A 20,501-nucleotide genomic window follows, 5' to 3' on the forward strand; every position below is an offset into this window, starting at 1 on the left:
AGATAGGTATGGGGAGTAATACAGAATTTTTAAAAAGAATGAGTTTAAATCAAATCACAACAGAGCAGCTAAATCTCGAAGAAGCGGTGCAAGCCTGTACGAAAGCAGAAGTCCCATGGATTTCTTTATGGAGACATAAGATAGAAGAAATTGGTCTTAAACAGAGTAAAAAGTTAGTGAAGGATGCTGGCTTACAGGTTTCCAGTCTTTGTAGGGGTGGAATGTTTCCTGCAGCTACGAAAACGTTAAGGAAAAAAAGTTTAGATGAGAACCGTAGAGCCGTAGAAGAGGCTGCAGAATTAGGGACAGATGTGTTGGTGCTGGTGTGTGGTTCAAGTTCTGAACATGATATTGAAGCATGCCGGGGATGGGTAAATGAAGGAATTGAAGAACTCGTACCGTTTGCTGCCTCACATGGTGTGAAATTGGGAATTGAGCCCTTGCATCCAATGTATGCAGCTGATCGTTCAGTTGTTGTAACGTTAGGAGAAGCAATGAGCCTAGCCGAAAAGTATGCGCCTGATCAAGTTGGGGTGGTCGTAGACGTCTTCCACGTCTGGTGGGATTCTGAACTATATCAGCAGATTGAGAGAGCAGAAGGTCGCATTCTAGGATTTCATGTTTCTGACTGGAACGTCCCAATAACGGACACGTTTAAAGCTCGAAAGTTAATGGGAGATGGAGTAATTGATATCCCAAGAATCAGGGCGGCAGTAGAAAAAGCTGGTTACCAGGGTCCTATAGAAGTAGAAATTATGAATGAAGATCTTTGGAATATGGCAGGAGATGAAGTGTTAGCAACAATTAAAGACCGATTTGTTCACTATGTCTAATAGACTTTTTTCTAAACGAGAATGGCTTTGTGCTATTCTCTTTCCTGCGTTTTCATTTGTTGTGTACGGCTACATAAATAGTGAGGGGGTGCATCTCTTGCAAATGCAAATTACAAGCAAGCTTGGGCAGAAAATAATTAGTAAAGTAGCAAAGTATACAGATTTGGATATAAATATTATGAGTATAGATGGCTTAATTGTTGCGAGTACAGATGATAGTAGAGTTGGAGAGCTTCATACAGGGGCAGTAGAGGTATTAAAAACACATAAAGAATTAATTATAGATCAACAGGAACTTACACGATATCCTGGTACGAAACAAGGTGTTAATCTACCAATTTACCACAATGATAAGGAAATTGGAGTTGTTGGGGTTAGTGGTGAGCCACATATCATTTACAAATTTACTGGTTTAATTAGAACAGCAGTAGAAGTAGTGCTGGAGCAGATACATATCGAAAGGCAGGAACACTACCAGCAAAGGCAATGGAATTATTGGTTGCACCAACTCCTCCATCCCAGTGGTTTTAATAAAGAAAAACTTGAAGAGGATGCAACCTATTCCCTGCAAATTAATTATCGTGCGGATTGGAGAGCAGTGGTATTATTTGGAACGATAGAGCAGGATGTACTGACTACGATAAAAAGAGAGATACAAAGCATGGATTTGGACACTCTATTTATTCTCCCCTTCTTGGAAAATGAAATTGTTATCGCAATACCTGGAGATTTTACCAGACTTGAATACTTATGCAACAAATTAGTGAAATTAAGCGGGAACTATACTCGTCTTGGAGTAGGTGAGGAAGGGTTTGGCCTTGTTGGAATAAGGAACTCCTATGTACAGGCAAAACATGCCCTTGCTTTTTCAGAGAGAAAAGATAGGATTTCCTATAGTTGGGATTGGGTAATGGAACGATTAACATTAGCCATCGACAATGAGCAATACATGTTGGTTTCATCAGATTATGAGAGTAAAATCCGGAATCTTGAAAGTACGTACCTGGAGACCATAGATGCGTTTTTAAATAACAATCTCTCTATAAAAAAGACCGCAGCCTTTTTGCATATCCATCGGAATACACTTTTATATCGTTTGGACAAGGTATACAAAAAGACAGGACTAGATCCGAGAGTATTTAACGATTCATGCATATTAAAGATTGTACGAACAAAACAGATTTGTGCAATGATACAAATTAATTAACTAAATAGTTAGTATTTTTGTTTATTTTGATAATTGTAAACGCTGTCATATTGTAGTTAAATGATATGTAAATGAAAAAGGAGTTTACTATGAATATCATTCTTGCACCAGATTCATTTAAAGGTAGTTTAACAGCAATGGAGGTAGCAAAGACAATGGAAAAAGCCATTCTGGATCTTGACCGAAGCCATCGGGTAACGCTAAAACCAATGGCAGATGGCGGTGAGGGAACAAGTGATGCGCTATTGGCTTCCTTATCTGGGAAACAAATCACAATAGATTGTACGGGGCCTCTAGGGGACAAAATTTCAACTAATTATGTCATGTTAGATTCTAAAGAGGCCGTCATTGAGCTAGCAAATATAGCGGGATTAGTGCAGGTCCCGTTAGAAAAACGAAATCCAGATGTCACGACAACCTATGGGGTTGGGGAGATTATTCTTAATGCACTTGAGAAAGGATCCACGTCAATTATCTTAGGAATCGGTGGAAGTGCCACAAATGATGGGGGGTTAGGAATGTTACTCGCCTTAGGGATGGAGGCGTGGGACAAGGAAGGTAGGCCAGTAGCAGGTTTTGGGGAAGACCTACACAAGATCAGTAGAGTTAGTTTTAAAAATCTAGACAAAAGGATTCAAAATGTAGACATAAGAGTAGCATGTGACGTTCGAAATCCACTATGTGGTGAGAATGGAGCAAGTGTTGTGTACGGACCACAAAAGGGAGCTAACAAGCAACAAGTTTCCACATATGACCAGAGTTTAGAGCGTTATGCCAGCCTAATCGAAGAGATAGTTGGGAGACCTCTGAAAGAGGAGCCAGGGGCAGGAGCAGCTGGTGGAATGGGATTCGCATTGCTGGCAGTTGGTGCTCAACTAGTGTCAGGGGCAGAGTTGTTGGCAAGTACGATGCATTTAGAAGAGGCGATTCAGCATGCTGATCTTGTGATTACAGGAGAGGGGCAAAGTGACAATCAAACTTTATTTGGGAAAGCCCCGGGGCATGTAGCATTACTTGCAAAAAAACACCATGTAACAGCTATCCTTCTATCTGGTAGCTTGGTAGGAGATTTAGATGCATTAAGGGAGAGGTTTTCAGGTTGTTTCTCAATTATTAATAAACCTTTAACTTTAGAAGAGTCCATGAAAGAGGCAAAAAATTTATTATACGAGCAGACAAAACAAATCATTCACTTTGCATCAAGTCAATCCATTACGTATCACAAAACGTTTATAAACTAATTTAATTTGGGGAGGATTCATGATGAAAAAAAGCGCTTTTAATTGGATGGTTGGTAGCTTATTGATCGTATTGTTTCTAACGGGATGTGGACAGGAGGACGCAGCTTCTGGGGAAGCGGATAAAGAATATACCATTAAATTTGCACATGTTGTAAGTCCTTCTACGGCAAAAGGGAAGGCAGCAGAAAAATTTGGTGAATTAATCGAAGAAAAGACTGATGGACAAATTAAAGTAGAAGTTTATCCAGATTCTCAACTTGGGAGTGATCGAGAAATAATTGAACAGATGCAGTCTGGTACCGTGCAAATGAATGCTCCGTTCACCGGTGTACTACCTACCTTTGTGAAAGATTTTGAAGTATTTGACCTACCGTTTTTATTTGAAGATAGAGATCATGCCTTTGAGGCAACAAATGGCGAGCTTGGTAACATCTTAGGAGATAAATTAGAATCTCAAGGAATGCATTTACTTGGTTTTTGGGACGGAGGATTTAAGCATTTGACGAACTCTGTACATCCAATTGAAACACCTGAAGACATGAATGAACTTAAAATGAGAGTATCTCAAAGCCCGCTTCTAATATCACAGTTTCAGGCAGTAAATGCAGGAGGAGTTTCCATCGATTTTTCTGAACTTTACACAGCTTTACAAACAGGTACAGTGGATGGGCAGGAAAACCCTCTATCAAATGTTGTAAGTAAAAAGTTTTATGAAGTGCAGGATTACCTTTCATTAAGCAGTCATGGCTACATGGCCTATCCATTGGTAATAAGCAGTAAGTTTTATGATGAGTTACCTGAGGATTTGCAAACTGCTGTAGATGAAGTTTCTAAGGAAGTAACAGAGTGGCAATGGGAAGAGGCGAAAACAGACGAAGAAGCATATATGGAAGAGCTAAATGATTCAGATATTAGTATAAATGAATTGTCAGTCGAGCAGAAGGAAGCTTTTAAAGAAGCAATGTCCAGTGTATATGATGAGTTCAATAAGCTAGAGGGCAGTGAAGAACTGCTAGAAGCAGTGAACAAATAACGGATGAGAATAGTTAAATCATAGAACGGTTGCTAAACCGTTCTCCCTTTTTTCTCTCAATAGATTTAAAAGGAGCATTTACATGAAAATAAATAAGTTGTTGAACAACCTAGAAGAATATGTGGCGGTACTATCTCTTCTTATAGCCTCTTTATTGGTCTTTCTGCAAGTAGTGCTTCGTTATGGGTTCAATATATCATTAGTTTGGTCAGAAGAGGTTTCAAGGTACATTATAATTTGGTTCATCTTAGTCGGGAGTAGTATAGCAGTTAGGGAGAAGGCCCATGCGACTGTAGATGCGGTGGTAGCATTTCTGCCAACAATACCTAAAAAGATTTGTTCTATTTTAGCAAATTTAATTGGAGTGACATTCAGTGTTATTCTTATCTGGTCAGGGTCCATTACGGTATCCAATGTTATAGAATTTGGTAATGTCACACCGGCTGTAGGGATTCCAATGGCCATCCCTTATTTAGCCTTACCTGTTGGTGGAGCATTAATGTTAATTCGGTTTCTTCAGTTATTCATACAGGACATTACCAATTTTAAAACCAGTGCTCCTCATGATAAACCTCCTATTTCGGATGGGAGGGGAACGCGATGATTATTGTTGTTTTTGCCATCTTATTAATTATTGGGGCCCCAATTGCCGTTGCAATTGGTTTATCAAGTTTTTTAGCCATGATACAAGAAGGAGTTTCAATAGATGTTTTCTCTAGAACCATTTTTGCAGGGATAGATTCCTTTACATTGATGGCAATTCCCTTTTTTATCTTTGCAGGGGATTTAATGTTAGCTGGAGGGACTTCAAAAAGGTTAATAGATTTCGCAAAGAAGTTGGTGGGCTGGACTACTGGAGGACTACCTATTGCCGGGATCATGTCTTCCATGCTATTTGCTTCCCTATCTGGATCGAGTCCAGCAACGGTAGCTGCAATTGGTGGCCTCATGATTCCTTCCTTAGATGATGCAGGATATTCACGTAAGTTTGCCATTGGTTTAATGACAACAGCGGGAACCTTAGGGATCATTATCCCCCCAAGTATAACTTTGCTAGTGTATGGTTCATCTGCAGAGGTTTCGATTAGTGATCTGTTTCTTGCTGGAATAGTTCCAGGTATTTTTATCGGATTGGTACTTATTTTAGTAAGTTTTATCATTTCTATTAAGGAAGGATTTAAACCAGAGGGAAAGGCCAGTTTAAGAGAAGTAGGGAAGTCATTCATTTCAGCAATCTGGGGAATACTCCTACCTGTTATTGTATTAGGCGGAATTTACTTTGGGATTTTCACTCCAACCGAGGCAGCTGCTGTCGCAATCTTTTACAGCCTAATCATCGGGTTGTTTGTTTATAAAGAATTGACGGTGAGAAGTTTAATTGACGTTACGAAAAAATCCGTCATCACCTCATCCATGATCATGCTCGTTATCGCGGCTTCCAATGTGTTCAGTTGGTATCTGACATACGAGCAAATACCTACAAATCTAGCTTCCGTTTTTCTTGAGTATGCTAATACAGAGTTGATATTTCTACTATTAGTTATTGTCATTCTATTGCTAGTAGGAATGTTTATGGATACAAGTGCAGCTGTGTTAATTTTTGTTCCATTATTCCTGCCAATGGTCCTCGAGCTCGGTATAGATCCGATCCACTTTGGAATCATTATGATTGTAGCACTTTCAATTGGAATGATTACGCCACCATTCGGATTAAATTTATTTGTCGCTTCAGGTATTAGCAAGACATCCTTAACTGTCGTGATAAAAAGTACAGCACCTTTTATTCTCGTTATGATTTTTGCCTTGCTCGTTATAACGCTTATACCGGAACTATCGCTTTTCTTATTAGATGTATTTGAATAATTTTTATTATGGTTGTTATAACAATCTAATAAGAGGGAGGGGCATTAGTAGTCGTTTTATTTATTAAGACACTTATAGAATGATCAAGCTGAAATGGAGCTTTGAGTCCATCAGCTATAAGAATCCCTGCAGCTTTATTAGTTGCAGGGGTTCTTAAATGTATATCTATAATGCTGATCAGAACATTGAAGCTGCCTTGTTTGTACCTCTTATAGCCAATCTAATGGGAACTATTCTCATAAAGAAAAACAAGCATTTTTTCCACGAATCTCTGGCAGCTTCTGCATTAGCGGCCTTTGAACCACCAAAGGTCATGGTCATTCCTCCGCCAACTACCATATGAACATTGGCAGGCAGTTTGACAAAGCTGTATGGGAAAGCTAAAAAATGTCCCGCTTTTTCATAATAGAGATAACGGTGGTGATTTGACTCGTTTTTCAGCTTTTCCTCCATTATTTTCACAAAGCATTCTGAAGGCCATAATTGATCATCGCCTCCAGCAATAAACATGATAGGGACTTTAATATCCTCTACAGAAATCCTTGCTTTGGTATTACCTTCTTTGTTATGAGATAACTGTGGCGTCTTACTCCTTCTCCTCCATATAAAGCTCTCCGTCTGTATAGCTACAAATAAATATATCTTCTACGGTAAGTCCGCGCTGCTTGATCTGACTAAAGAGCCAGTCTTTATTAACGCGCAGGATGTCTAGTTGTTCCTCCTGTACCACGCCGTCCACAATCACAGGCAGGCTAAATGGGGTGTCGTAATCAAAGACAGAAAAAGCACCCGAGGCTTCGATCATAGCGTATTTGACGGTTGAGATATCTGCGATGCCTTTATCACGAAGCTGGGTATAAAGGTCGTCAACCGTGTAGCCATTATCCCTCATGTTTTGTTGATGGCATTTTCCATTTTCAATAATAAGCGAGGGCCTTCCGTCAATAACGTCACGAGCTTTTTGGCTTTTCAATGTGAGTTTGGATACAATGTATTGAATAAGAACAAGGAGAAAAATTGGTAGGAGTGCTGTGAACAGAGATCTTTCCTGTTCTTCGATAACAATTACACCTAAGTCAGCGATCATAAGCGTGACCGCGATCTCCAAAACACTTATCTCCCCAATATCCTTTTTCCCTGTCAGTTTAAAAAACAGCAAAATTGCTATGAAAGCAATGGGGGTGCGATAGAGAATGAAAAGAGATTCTTCCACAGACCAAACTCCAATCTAAATATACTCGTATTTACCTTGTTCCATTTGTTGAAAATTATACCTTGCTAAACTTTACAAGTAGCAGAATTTGAGTGGAGGAATAGAAGAATAGTAGCCCGAATTTAAAAGGAAAAGTATGTTGCTCGTTTAATCGAGGGGCATGCTTTTCCTTATGGTTTGAACTGCAAGATGGTAGATTAAGCAATTGCAACACGCTACGCTTGCAAGCGATGCTGTGCAATGTTCTTCGTAGCTAGATAATCAGTAACCAAACTTGTCCCTTCCTCTATGGAATTTGCCGTGAGGCTGACCTTCTTTTTAGAGGGAATCTGGTCAACAAGATGGTCATATAACGGATCATAATAGTACTCAAGTAACAGTCTAACTGCTGAAGCGTATTGCTCTGTATTTAAGTCAGCTTCTATTTGGCTTGCAACAGGTGTATGGATTCGCTTTTTAATTCGTTTAAATGCTTCAATGCATGCTTGTTTTTGCTCCCATGGTTGGTAGTCCTCCAAAATTTGCTGAACACGCACTTCTATTGGCATGTGAAGGATAAGTTGTGTAGCCTGCTCCTTTTTTTCCAAAAGAGCTGTAGGCAACAATACTTTTCCTATACGTTTACTTTCCCCTTCAAACAGAACGTAAGGGGCGTCATGGATTAATTCCATCTCTTCAACAAATAAGGCGTCAAATGTTTTTTGATTGTATGGGTCCAAACCAATTTGCCCAAAAATCGAGCCGCGGTGATTCGCCATTCCTTCCAAATCAAGTACCGGATAGCCTGCATTTTTTAGATTTTGTAGTATTCTCGTTTTTCCAGATCCAGTATAGCCATTGAGTACAAAAGCCTCATGCTTCCAATTAGACGCATCTAGTGTTGATGCAACCCAATTACGATAACTACGGTAACCCCCAACTAATCGCTTCACTTTAATTCCCATTAAATCTAAAACGGTTGCAGAGGTTTTACTTCGCATTCCTCCACGCCAGCAAAAAACAGCTTTTGCTCCAGGTATTCCAGAAAATTCCTGGATAAAAGCAGGTAGCTTTGCTGAGATGATCTCAAGCCCCTTTTCTTTTGCTGCTTCAGGGCTTATCTGTTTATAGAGTGTTCCAACCTCTGCTCTTTCTTCGTCATTGAAAAAGGGGATGTTGATGCTACCTGGAATAGTTGCATCCTTATATTCAGAAGGTGAACGGACATCAATTATCGTTAGTTCACCGGCATGATGTAAGGCACGTAATGAATCTACGTTAATATCTTCAAACATGAGTAGCCCACCTTTCTCCTGATTTTTAGTGTGACGTACAAGCCAGGCAAAATTTTCTATGCTTCAACGTAAATATGTTTAGATTTCTTCTCGATTACTTCTCCAATCATAGCGGCTTCCACCTCTGCTTGCTGTAAAGCTTTAAGGAGATCGCTCGCCTCCTCTTCCGGAACCGAAAGTAATAAACCACCAGAGGTTACAGCATCACATAAGATCCATTGATCGACTTGGTCCATTGTGTCTTCGAAAACGATATCGTCCTGCAAATGGGCATAATTATTTTTTGTCCCACCAGGCACTGCACCTGCTTCAGCGAGTTCCTTTACCCTTGAGAGCTTTGGAACGTTTTCGTTTACGATACGCAGTGTGACATTGCTAGCTTTTGCCATTTCCGATGCATGGCCTAGTAAGCCGAATCCCGTTACATCAGTGGATGAATGGACGTCATACGGACGCATCGTTTCTGCTGCTGTCTTATTCAGTGTAGCCATTGTTTTCGTTGCCACATCGATTTCAGAATCTGTGAGCAATCCTTTTTTAAGAGAAGTTGTGGTGATACCTACACCAATGGGTTTCGTTAATATTAATTTATCACCAGGCTTTGCTCCAGCGTTTGTAAGGACTTTATCAGGATGGACAGTCCCTGTCACGGCTAAACCAAATTTGGGTTCTTTGTCGTCTATGGAATGACCACCAACTAGTGTGATATTTGCTTCTTTCAGCTTGTCCGCTGCACCACGTAAAATATCAGTAAGGATTTGTTTATCAAGCGTAGCGATTGGAAAAGCAACAATGTTTAATGCAGTTAACGGTGTGCCGCCCATCGCATAGACATCGCTAATCGCATTTGCTGCAGCAATTTGTCCGAATGAATAGGGATCATCTACAATTGGTGTGAAAAAATCAACCGTTTGTACAAGTGCTGTGTCGTCATTGATACGAAATACTCCTGCATCATCACTTGTGTCTAATCCTACAAGCAAATCTGGGTTTGGGGATACAGGAGGTAACCCTCTGAGAATATCCGATAAATCCGCGGGGCCAATTTTACAGCCACATCCGCGTTTGGATGATAGGGAGGTTAACTTAATCGTTGTTTCATTCGTCATAGATTCATCTTCCTTTCTAAAGCCTTGCTTTCTCCCTATTATAGTCCAACTATTCCGCAATTGCATGGTAATAAACTGAAATGGCAACATAGTCTGTGCAAATTTACTGTAGGTAAAAAGGAGTTAAGAATCTAATAGGGAACTGCCCAAATGTCGAGGAAAGACATGGTAAGACTGCTATCATTAACATTTCTTTTTAAGATACCAGTTCTTTTTTATTTCAATGTTTTAGTCAAAAAGGTCTAGGGTAAAAAAACTATGAGATAAATTTTAGGAGAGGTGATATTTTTGAGTAAAGTAGCAGTCATTACAGGTGGAGCACAAGGTATCGGTAAAGGGATTGCCGAACGACTGGGGAATGACGGATTTAATATTGTTATTAACGATATGAATATTGACCTAGCCCAGGAAACGGTAGAAGAATTTAAAAAGAATAACATTGATGCTATCGCGGTTGAAGGAAATGTGGCGAAACAAGAGGACCAATTTGATCTAGTTAAAAAAGCAGTTGATAAATTCGGTTCGGTTGATGTCTTTATTAACAATGCTGGCATTGACCAAGTAGAGGCGGTTGAAGATATAACACCAGATAATCTGGACAAAATCTTTAACGTCAATGTATACGGAACAGTCTATGGCACACAAGCAGCAGCGAAGCAGATGAAAGAACAAGAAAATGGCGGTAAAATTATTAATGCCTGCAGTATTGCCGGTAAAACAGCGTTTGAATTACTTGGCGCTTATTCAGCAACAAAATTTGCTGTCCATGGTCTGACTCAAGTTTCAGCTAAAGAGCTTGCCCAATTTAATATTAAAGTAAATGCATATTGCCCAGGTATCGTTGGTACAGGCATGTGGGATCGTATTGATAAAGGAATGGTAGAATATAAAGGCTTAAAAGAAGGGGAAGCTTGGCAAGAACAAGTAAACGGCATCCCACTAGAGCGCTCTCAAACTCCAGAGGATGTTGCAAACTTAGTGTCTTATCTTGCTTCATCTGATGCTGATTATATGACAGGACAAGCAATCAACATTGATGGTGGAATTGAAGTACACTAATTTATAATTGAAATGAAAAGGAAATGGGGAATCTTCAATCGATAAGGTTTTCATTTCCGTTCTACATGAAGCTGGCGGGTGCTACCCGGCAGCTTTTTCATCTTTTTATGTCGTTAATGTCTATTGCGAACAATGGCTGGTTGCATTATATTGGAATTAGTTAATAGAGCAAAGAAAATGATTATTTCAATAGTGGGGAGAATGCCTATGAAAGGATTGTATGGTTTATTTGAGTGGGTCGCACGAATGGCTTATGTGAATGTATTATGGATTCTATTCTCTATCCTTGGTGCCGGAGTGTTAGGTGTGGGACCAGCAACATTGAGTGCATTCACCGTAATAAGGAAGCGGCTGAGAGAGGGAGAAGGGTTTTCCACATGGAAGGTTTTTGCTAACACATATCGGAATGAGTTTTGGAAAGGAAATAAACTAACATTACTACTTTTTCCTATTTATCTCTTTATTTATGTAGATTTTTCAATCATTCAAACATTACCCTATGATGTATTTATAGATTATATCGTATTTCCAGCGCTTCTCTTGCTTTCCATTTTGGTTGTTATTCTATCAAGCTATTTATTTGCAGTCCATGCCCATTTTGACCTTCCTTTCTGGAAATATGTTACATATGCTGTGCTAGCAGCTGGAATATCTCCATTGTCTGTTGTTTTAATTATTTTTGGCTTAGCACTTATTTCACTTCTTGCTTTTCTTTTTCCAGCTACCCTGTTGTTCTTCGGGGTAAGTATCCCTGTGTTACTTATTCAGGCCTGTGCTTTGCAGGCATTTGGGAAGATGGAGACGTTCCAACTACATCAAAAACGTGTGAAACACCAAGCAAGGTAAAGTGAAACTTCAATCAGCGGGGCTCTCATTCTTCCCCCACTGATTGTTAGTTGAACGAATCGGGATGTTAACGTCCGTTTACTCCCGCTTAAACATCACTGTTTCACCTCATATTTTGAAGTGGGAGTCTTACGGACGGGTGCTCCGGGATAAATTATCAGAAACTATTGACAAATCAAACGAACCGCTCTATATTAAGATGGAAAGCGCTTTCGTTAGGAGTAGAACATGACAACAATTTATGACATAGCAAAAGCAACAGAGTATTCGATTACAACGGTATCCAAAGTATTAAACAACTATCCAAATGTAAGTGAAAAAGCAAAGAAGAAGGTTTTGCAAGCAGTAGAAGAGCTGGGGTATACACCAAATTCTTCTGCCCGTACGTTGGCTACAAACAAATCCTGGATGATTGGGGTGGTGTTCGCAGAGCATTTGGGTGTCGGCATGGCGCATCCATTCTTTAGTGAAGTCATCGAGAGCTTTAAAAAACAAGTAGAGCTATATGATTATGATCTACTCTTTGTTTCTCGTAACATGGGCTTGCAAAAGCGAACCTATAAACATTTGAAACATCGAGGTGTGGATGGGGTAGTAGTGGTCCAATCATTAGGGGAAGAAGCGATTGAATATTCCACTTCCAAATTGCCGACGGTATTCATTGATATGCCGATTGAAAAGTCAAGCGCAGTATACAGTGATAACAAGCAAGGTGGAATGCTGGCAGTAGATTATCTGTATGGGTTAGGGCATCGAAAAATTGCCCATATTGCTGGACGTGATACCATGTTCACAGCTGTTGAACGCACAAGAGGATTTAAACTTGCCACCCGTGAAAAGGGGTTAACCATACCAGAACAGTACATAGTGGATGGTGGCTATTATTCCTATGAGGGTGGTCGTGAGGCAATGGTCAGGTTATTGGGTTTGGAAGCTCCACCAACGGCGGTATTTGTCGCAGGTGATGAGATGGCACTAGGGGCTGTTAAAGTAATCAAAGAAGCGGGACTTCGTGTACCCGAGGATATCTCGGTAATTGGGTTTGATGATATTCCACTTTCCAAGCATGTAGACCCACCATTAACAACAATAAGACAGGATAAACAACTGATTGGCCAGCAATCTGCGGTACTATTACTCGATAAGATTAATGGGCTATCTAAAAACAATCAGGATAAAATCGTTCCTGTCCAGTTAATTAAACGGAATTCCTGCAGTGCATTATAAGGGATTAGAAAATTTTATTGCTAGAAGGTAAAGCGCTTTACTAAAGTAGTGGAACGAAAAATAAGTGAAAATAGGCAAAAAACTGTATAATTCATTAAATGTAAGCGTAATCATATACCGTATATTAAAAAAATCTCCAATACTAGTATGCTTTTTCATAGTAAAGCGCTTTACCTGATCTGTATATGTGAAAAGGAAAGGGGGCGTAGGTGCGAAAAGTAGAGGAACGATGGTTGTGCAATATTTTATATTCTAAAGTCCAAAGTATAAGAAAAACTACACATTCGCTATAAAACATGCGAATGCTAGTTTTTCAAATTGTAATCGAGGGGGAATTACATTGAAAAAATTGGTGTTCTTATTAGCTATAACAAGTGTTTTTCTGGTACTTACTGCTTGTTCTGAAGAGAAAGCAGATTTAGTTGTTACATCGTTTACAGATGAATTGCAAGGACCAATTGATAAGTTCGAAGAGTTGCATGATGTAAAGGTAGATTTACAGATTATCCCTACCGAAAATTACACAACAACACTACGTCCTGCTTTAGAAAGTGGGAAGGGAGCGCCAGATGTATTTACTGGGGAGATCGTCTATTTAAAAGATTGGCTTGAACAGGATTACTGGGAAAATCTTTCTGCAGATCCTTATAACGTAGACAGTTGGGAAGATGATTACATGGAGTATGTCTGGGATTTAGGAAAAGACCCAGAGGATAATGTGAGAGCAGTTTCTTGGCAAACAACGCCAGGTGGGATCTACTATCGTAGAAGCATTGCAAAAGAAGTACTAGGGACCGATGATCCTGCAGAAGTAGGCGAAATGTTCTCCACCATGGAAGGGTTGATGGAAGTTGGAGAAAAGATGAAAGAAAAGAATTATCGTCTCTTCCCTGATGAAGGTTCTATTCAACCATACACGAATGGACAAGATCCACAGCCGTGGGTAAATGAGGCCAATGAGCTTGTGATGACAGAAGCACGTTTGTCTTACTTTGATTATGCAAAAGAACTACGTGATAAACAGTATACTGCTCTTGCTCCTGCTTGGTCTCCAGCCTGGTATGAGTCCTTCGTTGGTCCAATTAGTTATAATGTCGGCTGGGATGAGTTGGATGATAGTGCAGAAGCAGAAGACAAGACAGAAGTCTTTGCTGTCTCGCTTCCTACGTGGGCACTGAATTCTGTACTTAAAGTTGAAGCACAAGAAACTGCTGGAGATTGGGCTGTTACAAATGGGCCTACTCCATATTTCCAAGGTGGTACGTGGATTGGCATGTATAAGGATTCAGAGAACAAGGATCTGGCTTGGGAGTTTATCCAAATGCTCGTACATGATGAAGAGTTCCTAACTGAATGGGTTACAGAGACTACAGGGGATGTCCTTTCCTATATTCCTGTCACAAGTAAAATTAGTGAAGGGTATGAGGAGGAGTATTTAGGCGGGCAGAACCACTATGAATTCTTCCTGGAAGAAGCAAACAAAATTGATGCAAGCACGATCACGAAATATGACCAGCAGATCGGCGACTTATTTGGTACAGAGGTAGGCAACTATGTGGAAGGAACGGTCACAAAGGAAGAGGCATTAGAGGAGTTTTATAATCAAGTGAAAAATGCCTTCCCAGACATTACCATTCCGGAATAGACAAACAAGGTGAGGGAGCACTACCAACTGGCTGTGTTCCCCACTTTTTAACACGTGAGAACACTTTTAAATTCCAAGTAAAAAAACGTACACATTTGCAAAAGGACGAGCGAATGCGCGTTTTCTAAATTTTTTAGGTTAGGGGGAAGAGCATGGAAAAGACAAATCGTCGCGCCTATTTATTTATCGCCCCGTTTGTAATCGTGTTTCTGGTGTTTAATATCTATCCGATACTGCTTACTTTTTATTATAGTTTAACCAACTACAGTGGCATGGGTGGTATCGCAAATGCAGAGTTTGTTGGGTTTGGGAATTACATAAGACTTGTAACCGATAGTTATTTTTTTGAGGCTTTTGGAAACACGTTAAAAATATGGGGATTTAACTTTGTAGTACAGATGATGATTGCGCTTGGCTTGGCCTTGTTGTTTTCAGATATTCGACTGAAGCTTAAGGGTGTTGGACTATTTAGAGCACTATTCTATCTACCTAATATTATAACGATAGCATCGGTTGCTTTGCTGTTTAATATATTACTTGATTGGAACCATGGGGCATTAAACCAAATGCTGCTTAGTCTCGGAATTATCGACTCTCCAATAAATTGGTTGAATTCCCCTGTCTATGCCCAATCTGCCGTCGCTTTAATCGGGGCTTGGATGTGGTTTGGGAACTCTTTCATTATTCTTTTGGCCGGTATTTCTGGTATTTCCCGGGATTATTATGAGGCTGCATATATTGATGGGGCAAGCTGGTGGCAGTCCTTTACAAACATTACCTTGCCACAACTAAAACCTATTTTGCTGTATGTATTAATTACCTCGATCATTGGAGGTTTGCAACTGTTTGATTTACCAATGCTTCTAACCGATACGCGCGGTGCACCTCAAGGCTCTCTTAATACGATGGTGTTGTATTTGTATAACCAAGCATTTAAGTATAATAACTTCGGATATGGCGCGACCTTGGCATACGGGTTGTTTATTATTACCGTGATCTTCTCGGCCGTCACCTTCCGCACAATGTATCGGAAGGAAGTTAAGTAAAGGGGGAGGGAAAGCGATGAAAAAAATCACGCTATTAAAAGCGTTTATCTATATTGCGCTAACTGTGCTAGTGATCATTTGTTTTGTTCCGTTTTATATGATGATCGTGAATGCGACAAGGTCCAATTCTGAAATCTTACAAGGATTTACCTTAATTCCAGGGAGCGCCATTCTCGATAACTATCAAACACTTATTAGTTACATGGATGTTTGGCGTGGGTTTACAAACAGTTTAATAGTAGCTGTTTCTGTCACGGTGTTGAATGCCTATTTCTCTGCTTTGACTGCCTTTGCTCTTGTTGTCTATGAGTTTAAGTGGAAGAATATTATCTTCGTGTCGTTTTTGGTTATGATGATGGTGCCAGGCCAGCTAGGCTTGCTTGGCCTTTATGATTTAAGTGAAGCATTAGGCATGCTTGATTCTTATTGGCCATTGATTATCCCAGCCATTGCGGCACCATTTACCGTCTTTTTCTTCAGACAATATTTAATTACTACAATGCATACCTCCATATTGGAGGCAGGAAGGATCGACGGCGCAACAGAGCTTCATATGTTTCACCGAATCGTGCTGCCATTGTTAATGCCTGCCATTGCTACGATGGGGATCTTTACCTTTATTGGATCATGGAACAACTACATTACACCGTTAGTTATTTTGAGGTCGCCTGAACTATTTACGTTACCTGTCATGATGGGCGCACTCCGCGGCTCACCTGTTGCGATGAATCTGGGAGCCATGTATCTTGGCATCGCGATTTCCGTAGTACCGATCATGATTGCATTTCTATTTTTATCCCGCTATATCATCAGCAGTATTACAGCTGGTGCGATTAAAGGATAACGTACAATAAAATATTTTTGTTTTTATATAGGAGGATGTTTAGATTGAAAAAATTCGACCCTGCATTTGTGTTTGGTACGGCAACTTCTTCCTACCAGGTGGAAGGAGCAGTGAATAAGGATGGTCGATCGCCGTCGATCTGGGACACGTTCGCCGCTACGCCTGGGAAGGTTTACCAAGGGGATACCGGTGAAGTAGCCTGTGACCACTATCATTTATATAAAGAGGATGTACAGCTCATAAAGCAGTTAGGTGTAGAGAGCTATCGTTTCTCCATCGCCTGGCCGCGTATTTTCCCAAGCGAGGGAGAGTACAATGAGGCTGGGATGCAATTTTATAAAAATTTAATTAGCGAATTAAAGGAACAGGGAATTAAGCCTGTTGTGACGCTTTATCACTGGGATCTACCCCAATGGGCTGAGGACAAGGGAGGCTGGGTGAACAGACAATCTCTTGAATGGTTTTACACGTATGCGAAAAAAGTGTTTGAAGAATTAGATGGAGAAGTGGACAGCTGGATTACCCATAATGAACCGTGGTGTGCAGCATTTCTCGGTTATCATCAAGGAGTTCACGCACCTGGCCATACAAATGTAGAAGAGGCATTGAAGGCGGCACATCATATTTTAGTGTCCCATGGGCAAGCAGTGAAATTATTGAAAGAAACCATGAAGTCTGAGACGCCAATTGGCATTACCTTAAATCTGAGCCCGATTTACCCAGTAAGCCAATCTTTTAATGATAAGATTGCCGCAAATAATGCAGATGGTTATTCGAATCGCTGGTATTTAGATCCTATTTTTAAAGGGAGCTATCCAGCAGATATGGTCAATTTATTTTCTAAGTATGTACATGATTTTTCCTTTATCCATGATGGGGATCTTACAGAAATCTCGGTAGCATGTGATTTCTTTGGCATTAATTATTACAGTCGCCAGCTGGTGGAGTTCACGAGTGCAGGAGATTTCATGTACCGGGGTGGACATTCCGATTATGCTAAAACAGGAATGGGCTGGGACGTGTCACCGAAGGAGTTCCAGGAGCTCATTCGCCGTCTGAGAAAGGAGTATACCAATCTGCCAATTATCATTACAGAGAATGGTGCTTCCTATCCGGATGAACTCACAGTAGATGGGGCCGTCCATGATCCCGAAAGAACGGATTATATAAAACAACACCTCCAAGCTATTGCGGAATTAAATGAGGAGGGAATGAATATTGCGGGATACTATGTTTGGTCCTTATTTGATAATTTCGAGTGGGCGTATGGTTACGAAAAACGATTTGGCATTGTATACGTGGACTTCGAAACACAAAAGCGAACGTGGAAGGACAGTGCGAAATTCTATCAATCTGTTGTAGAAAAAAGAGAAGTGTGACTATACTAGATCTTATACTAGAAAGAAGTGCCTATCTAAAGGGAGAGTTAGCCTGGGCAGTTTGCATGTCCAGGCTTTTTAATTTAGTGACTACGAACTGGAAGTATGGACTAACAACTAATATAGTTGGTCTGCTGAGATAGTAAAATGAGTTCGATTTTACAATGAAAAAGGATATAATGGTAAAGAGAAAAAAGAAGGGACTGAACAATGCGCAGATATCAATATTCTACTCTCATATTCTATTAAAAACGGAGGAAGAAAATTGATTAACGAACTAATAACAAAACGATTAACGTTAAGAAAGATGCAAGAAAAGGATTCAGCCGGGCTGTTTGCAGTTTGGTCAGATCCATCTGTTACCAGATTCATGAATATTCCTGCATTTACAGGTGAAGATCAAGCGAAGGAAATGATTAACTTTTTAGCCGAGTTAGCGCATGAAAACAAAGCTCTCCGGTATACGATCCGCACGAAGGATAGTGGGCAAATTATTGGAAGTTGTGGTTATAACACAATCGACTTTGCAAACGGAAAAACAGAGCTGGGCTATGAGTTGGCAAAGGAACATTGGGGCAAAGGCTACGCCTCGGAAGCTATTCGTGAACTTATGAATTATGCATTTGAAGAATTAAACCTTCACCGTATCGAGGCGAAGGTGGAGCCTGAAAATAAGAATTCGATTCGTTTGTTACAAAATCTCGAGTTTACGTTTGAGGGGATTTTGCGTGATGCTGAGAAAGCAAAGGGGAGATTCGTCGACCTTGCCATGTATGCGAAGTTAAGTACGGATTAATAAAAAGCCCCAATGCTAATGTAGCATTGGGGCTTTCCTGCTATGGGAACCTTTTTCGTGTGTTATTCGTACGTTAGGTAGAGAATGTTCCAGAAAAGGAGGCAATGGGATGGAATGCTACATAGAAGAGACAGGTAATAAAGCCGGTCCTCTTATGCTTTTTGTCCACGGCGGTGGAGTAGGTGGTTGGATGTGGAATAATCAGCTAGATTATTTTACAGGTTACCATTGTGTTGTACCAGATTTACCAGAGCAGGGAAAAAGTAGTGAGACCACTTCCTTCACGATAAGAAAAAGTGCAGAGCTTATTCTTGATTTAGTAGAAGAGAAGGCTGCTGGAAAGAAAGTGATCGTGGTTGGCTTTTCCCTTGGTGCCCAAATCATCGTACAAATGCTCAGTATGCGACCAGATATCATTGACTATGCCATGATTAATAGTGCGCTAGTTAGATCAATGCCACGATTAGAAGCTTTCATAGGCCCCGCTGTAAGAATGACGCATCCTCTGACCAAGCGGCGTTCCTTTGCTTTGGCCCAGTGCAAAACACTCGCCATTCCAAAGGAGTTATTCGAAACCTATTTTCAGGAAAGCAACAAAATGACGGCAGAGACATTGATAAGAATTTTGCAGGAAAATATGATGTTTTCAATGCCATTAGGGTTTAAGAATGCGAAAACGAAAATTCTTGTCACAGTAGGTGAGAAGGAAAGAGGTATCATGAGGAAATCAGCAGAGGACATTTTAACAAACAGTCAAAACGGACAGGGTATCATTCTAGCGAAAGCAGGGCATGGTGCTCCGTTAGCAAATCCATCTCTTTTTAATTCCATACTAGATAAATGGTTAAAGGAAGATAGCAATAGCTAAATACATACATCTTCTGCAAAAGGGTATACTCCCTATAAAAAAGGTGGTATACCATAATGGAAAATAAAGTTGCAATCATTACAGGTGCAGGTTCTGGAATTGGCAGGGCTTCTGCTTTACAATTGGCTCGAGCTGGAGCAAAAGTGGCGTTATTTGATCTCAAAGAAGAAAACGCTACAAAAGTACAACAGGAAATTGAAAAAGAAGGCGGGGAAGCGATTGTCTGTGAGACAGATGTTTCCAAACCAGAACAGATGGAAGCAAGCTTTCAAAAGGTTTCCAGTAAATGGGGACGTTTAGATGCAGTGTTTGCCAATGCTGGGATCAACGGCACAGTCGCCCCCATTGAAGATTTAGACCCAGAGGAATGGGATAAGACATTGGAAACAAATCTCCGTAGCACATTCCTATCAGTGAAATACGCTATACCACATATGAAAGATAATGGCGGCAGCATTGTGATCACAAGCTCCATCAATGGGAATCGTACCTTCACAGGTTTTGGCATGAGTGCATACAGCTCATCCAAGGCTGGACAGATGGCTTTCGGAAAAATGGCTGCGCTAGAGCTTGCGGAATATGGAATTAGAGTGAACATCATCTGCCCTGGAGCAATTGAAACAAATATCGGGAAAAACACATTTCCAGAAAAAGATAACCTTAAAAAGATCGAAATCCCAATTGAGTTTCCAGAAGGCGGCCAGCCACTCGAACATGGTGCAGGAAAGCCTGAGCAAGTGGCAAATCTCGTTCAATTCCTTCTATCAGACCAATCCAGCCATATTACAGGAACCGAACTATTCATTGACGGAGCAGAGTCTTTGTTGAGATGATGTGTGGGGAGAGAAACGATATCTTGTTAAAGTGAATCGTGAACAGCGGAAAGTGAATCCAAAGCGAGACAAAGTGAAACGAGAACAGCCAAAAGTGAAACCAAAGCGAGGCAAAGTGAATCGTGAATAGCAAATAGTGACGCATCACAGCCCAAAATAGACGTACCTCTAACCATCCTGCATAG

The 20,501-nt window shown here is 40.4% G+C and carries 20 protein-coding genes; 16 read left to right on the forward strand and 4 right to left on the reverse strand.

All coding sequences use genetic code 11. The features are described 5' to 3' along the window. Positions 1–8: 8 nt before the first annotated feature. From K3T81_RS09710 to K3T81_RS09735, 6 genes are all read left to right on the forward strand, one after another. Positions 9–833, forward strand: a complete 825-nt coding sequence (locus K3T81_RS09710; protein WP_238019676.1) for a sugar phosphate isomerase/epimerase family protein — start codon at positions 9–11, stop codon at positions 831–833. Positions 834–936: 103 nt separating this feature from the next. Then, positions 937–2,040: a CdaR family transcriptional regulator gene (locus tag K3T81_RS09715; RefSeq protein ID WP_238019905.1), complete on the forward strand. Its 1,104-nt coding sequence runs from the start codon at positions 937–939 to the stop codon at positions 2,038–2,040. 89 nt (positions 2,041–2,129) lie between these two features. Further along, the gene (locus K3T81_RS09720; RefSeq protein WP_238019678.1) at positions 2,130–3,281 is read left to right on the forward strand and encodes a glycerate kinase; all 1,152 of its coding nucleotides are present in this window, start codon (positions 2,130–2,132) and stop codon (positions 3,279–3,281) included. A 22-nt stretch (positions 3,282–3,303) separates the two neighbouring features. After that, the gene (locus tag K3T81_RS09725) at positions 3,304–4,314 is read left to right on the forward strand and encodes a TRAP transporter substrate-binding protein (RefSeq protein WP_238019680.1); all 1,011 of its coding nucleotides are present in this window, start codon (positions 3,304–3,306) and stop codon (positions 4,312–4,314) included. An 82-nt stretch (positions 4,315–4,396) separates the two neighbouring features. Further along, entirely contained in the window at positions 4,397–4,918 is a 522-nt protein-coding gene (locus K3T81_RS09730) for a TRAP transporter small permease (RefSeq protein ID WP_106897625.1), read from the forward strand. After that, positions 4,915–6,177, forward strand: coding sequence for a TRAP transporter large permease (locus tag K3T81_RS09735; RefSeq protein ID WP_238019682.1), 1,263 nt, complete (start codon positions 4,915–4,917; stop codon positions 6,175–6,177). The genes K3T81_RS09730 and K3T81_RS09735 overlap by 4 nt, the downstream gene beginning before the upstream one ends. Positions 6,178–6,354: 177 nt before the next feature. Here the strand turns inward: K3T81_RS09735 and K3T81_RS09740 are convergent, their stop codons facing one another. The 4 genes from K3T81_RS09740 to selD form a co-directional block, all read right to left on the reverse strand. Continuing rightward, complete coding sequence (locus tag K3T81_RS09740; RefSeq protein ID WP_338044638.1) at positions 6,355–6,819, reverse strand: acyl-CoA thioester hydrolase/BAAT C-terminal domain-containing protein; 465 nt, start codon at positions 6,817–6,819, stop codon at positions 6,355–6,357. Further along, positions 6,764–7,390, reverse strand: coding sequence for a DUF421 domain-containing protein (locus tag K3T81_RS09745; RefSeq protein WP_238019686.1), 627 nt, complete (start codon positions 7,388–7,390; stop codon positions 6,764–6,766). The genes K3T81_RS09740 and K3T81_RS09745 overlap by 56 nt, the downstream gene beginning before the upstream one ends. A 215-nt stretch (positions 7,391–7,605) precedes the next feature. After that, the gene (gene mnmH, locus K3T81_RS09750; RefSeq protein WP_238019688.1) at positions 7,606–8,664 is read right to left on the reverse strand and encodes a tRNA 2-selenouridine(34) synthase MnmH; all 1,059 of its coding nucleotides are present in this window, start codon (positions 8,662–8,664) and stop codon (positions 7,606–7,608) included. A 56-nt stretch (positions 8,665–8,720) separates the two neighbouring features. Next, the gene (selD, locus tag K3T81_RS09755; RefSeq protein WP_238019689.1) at positions 8,721–9,773 is read right to left on the reverse strand and encodes a selenide, water dikinase SelD; all 1,053 of its coding nucleotides are present in this window, start codon (positions 9,771–9,773) and stop codon (positions 8,721–8,723) included. A gap of 288 nt (positions 9,774–10,061) precedes the next feature. Here selD and K3T81_RS09760 point away from each other — a divergent pair, with 288 nt between their 5' ends. From K3T81_RS09760 to K3T81_RS09805, 10 genes are all read left to right on the forward strand, one after another. After that, complete coding sequence (locus K3T81_RS09760; RefSeq protein WP_106897614.1) at positions 10,062–10,832, forward strand: acetoin reductase; 771 nt, start codon at positions 10,062–10,064, stop codon at positions 10,830–10,832. 207 nt (positions 10,833–11,039) lie between these two features. Next, positions 11,040–11,678 (forward strand): YesL family protein, encoded by a 639-nt coding sequence (locus K3T81_RS09765; RefSeq protein ID WP_238019691.1) that lies wholly within the window; start codon positions 11,040–11,042, stop codon positions 11,676–11,678. Between the two features lie 228 nt (positions 11,679–11,906). After that, positions 11,907–12,905 (forward strand): LacI family DNA-binding transcriptional regulator, encoded by a 999-nt coding sequence (locus tag K3T81_RS09770; RefSeq protein WP_238019693.1) that lies wholly within the window; start codon positions 11,907–11,909, stop codon positions 12,903–12,905. Between the two features lie 340 nt (positions 12,906–13,245). Beyond that, positions 13,246–14,550 (forward strand): ABC transporter substrate-binding protein, encoded by a 1,305-nt coding sequence (locus K3T81_RS09775; RefSeq protein WP_238019694.1) that lies wholly within the window; start codon positions 13,246–13,248, stop codon positions 14,548–14,550. A gap of 152 nt (positions 14,551–14,702) precedes the next feature. Beyond that, positions 14,703–15,596 carry a carbohydrate ABC transporter permease gene (locus K3T81_RS09780; protein WP_036575711.1) on the forward strand — a complete coding sequence of 298 codons (894 nt, stop codon included), beginning with the start codon at positions 14,703–14,705 and terminating at the stop codon, positions 15,594–15,596. 16 nt (positions 15,597–15,612) lie between these two features. Next, a complete protein-coding gene (locus K3T81_RS09785) occupies positions 15,613–16,440 on the forward strand; it encodes a carbohydrate ABC transporter permease (RefSeq protein WP_238019695.1) in 828 nt (275 codons plus the stop codon). Positions 16,441–16,484: 44 nt separating this feature from the next. Continuing rightward, the gene (locus K3T81_RS09790; RefSeq protein WP_238019696.1) at positions 16,485–17,819 is read left to right on the forward strand and encodes a GH1 family beta-glucosidase; all 1,335 of its coding nucleotides are present in this window, start codon (positions 16,485–16,487) and stop codon (positions 17,817–17,819) included. Positions 17,820–18,084: 265 nt separating this feature from the next. Continuing rightward, positions 18,085–18,615, forward strand: coding sequence for a GNAT family N-acetyltransferase (locus K3T81_RS09795; RefSeq protein WP_238019697.1), 531 nt, complete (start codon positions 18,085–18,087; stop codon positions 18,613–18,615). 109 nt (positions 18,616–18,724) lie between these two features. Then, positions 18,725–19,483, forward strand: a complete 759-nt coding sequence (locus tag K3T81_RS09800; protein ID WP_238019698.1) for an alpha/beta fold hydrolase — start codon at positions 18,725–18,727, stop codon at positions 19,481–19,483. A gap of 56 nt (positions 19,484–19,539) precedes the next feature. Next, positions 19,540–20,316, forward strand: a complete 777-nt coding sequence (locus K3T81_RS09805) for an SDR family oxidoreductase (protein WP_238019699.1) — start codon at positions 19,540–19,542, stop codon at positions 20,314–20,316. The last annotated feature ends 185 nt before the right edge of the window (positions 20,317–20,501 follow it).

It is taken from the genome of Oceanobacillus jordanicus (genome assembly GCF_022095695.1).
Taxonomy (GTDB): domain Bacteria; phylum Bacillota; class Bacilli; order Bacillales; family Amphibacillaceae; genus Oceanobacillus_B; species Oceanobacillus_B jordanicus.

Coding starts and splice junctions, on each gene's coding strand:
- mnmH (WP_238019688.1), bottom strand. CDS start 8,664: ATGTTTGAAGATATTAACGTAGATTCATTACGTGCCTTACATCATGCC.
- K3T81_RS09730 (WP_106897625.1), top strand. CDS start 4,397: ATGAAAATAAATAAGTTGTTGAACAACCTAGAAGAATATGTGGCGGTA.
- K3T81_RS09785 (WP_238019695.1), top strand. CDS start 15,613: ATGAAAAAAATCACGCTATTAAAAGCGTTTATCTATATTGCGCTAACT.
- K3T81_RS09780 (WP_036575711.1), top strand. CDS start 14,703: ATGGAAAAGACAAATCGTCGCGCCTATTTATTTATCGCCCCGTTTGTA.
- K3T81_RS09805 (WP_238019699.1), top strand. CDS start 19,540: ATGGAAAATAAAGTTGCAATCATTACAGGTGCAGGTTCTGGAATTGGC.
- selD (WP_238019689.1), bottom strand. CDS start 9,773: ATGACGAATGAAACAACGATTAAGTTAACCTCCCTATCATCCAAACGC.
- K3T81_RS09715 (WP_238019905.1), top strand. CDS start 937: ATGCAAATTACAAGCAAGCTTGGGCAGAAAATAATTAGTAAAGTAGCA.
- K3T81_RS09800 (WP_238019698.1), top strand. CDS start 18,725: ATGGAATGCTACATAGAAGAGACAGGTAATAAAGCCGGTCCTCTTATG.
- K3T81_RS09765 (WP_238019691.1), top strand. CDS start 11,040: ATGAAAGGATTGTATGGTTTATTTGAGTGGGTCGCACGAATGGCTTAT.
- K3T81_RS09720 (WP_238019678.1), top strand. CDS start 2,130: ATGAATATCATTCTTGCACCAGATTCATTTAAAGGTAGTTTAACAGCA.
- K3T81_RS09770 (WP_238019693.1), top strand. CDS start 11,907: ATGACAACAATTTATGACATAGCAAAAGCAACAGAGTATTCGATTACA.
- K3T81_RS09735 (WP_238019682.1), top strand. CDS start 4,915: ATGATTATTGTTGTTTTTGCCATCTTATTAATTATTGGGGCCCCAATT.
- K3T81_RS09725 (WP_238019680.1), top strand. CDS start 3,304: ATGAAAAAAAGCGCTTTTAATTGGATGGTTGGTAGCTTATTGATCGTA.
- K3T81_RS09710 (WP_238019676.1), top strand. CDS start 9: ATGGGGAGTAATACAGAATTTTTAAAAAGAATGAGTTTAAATCAAATC.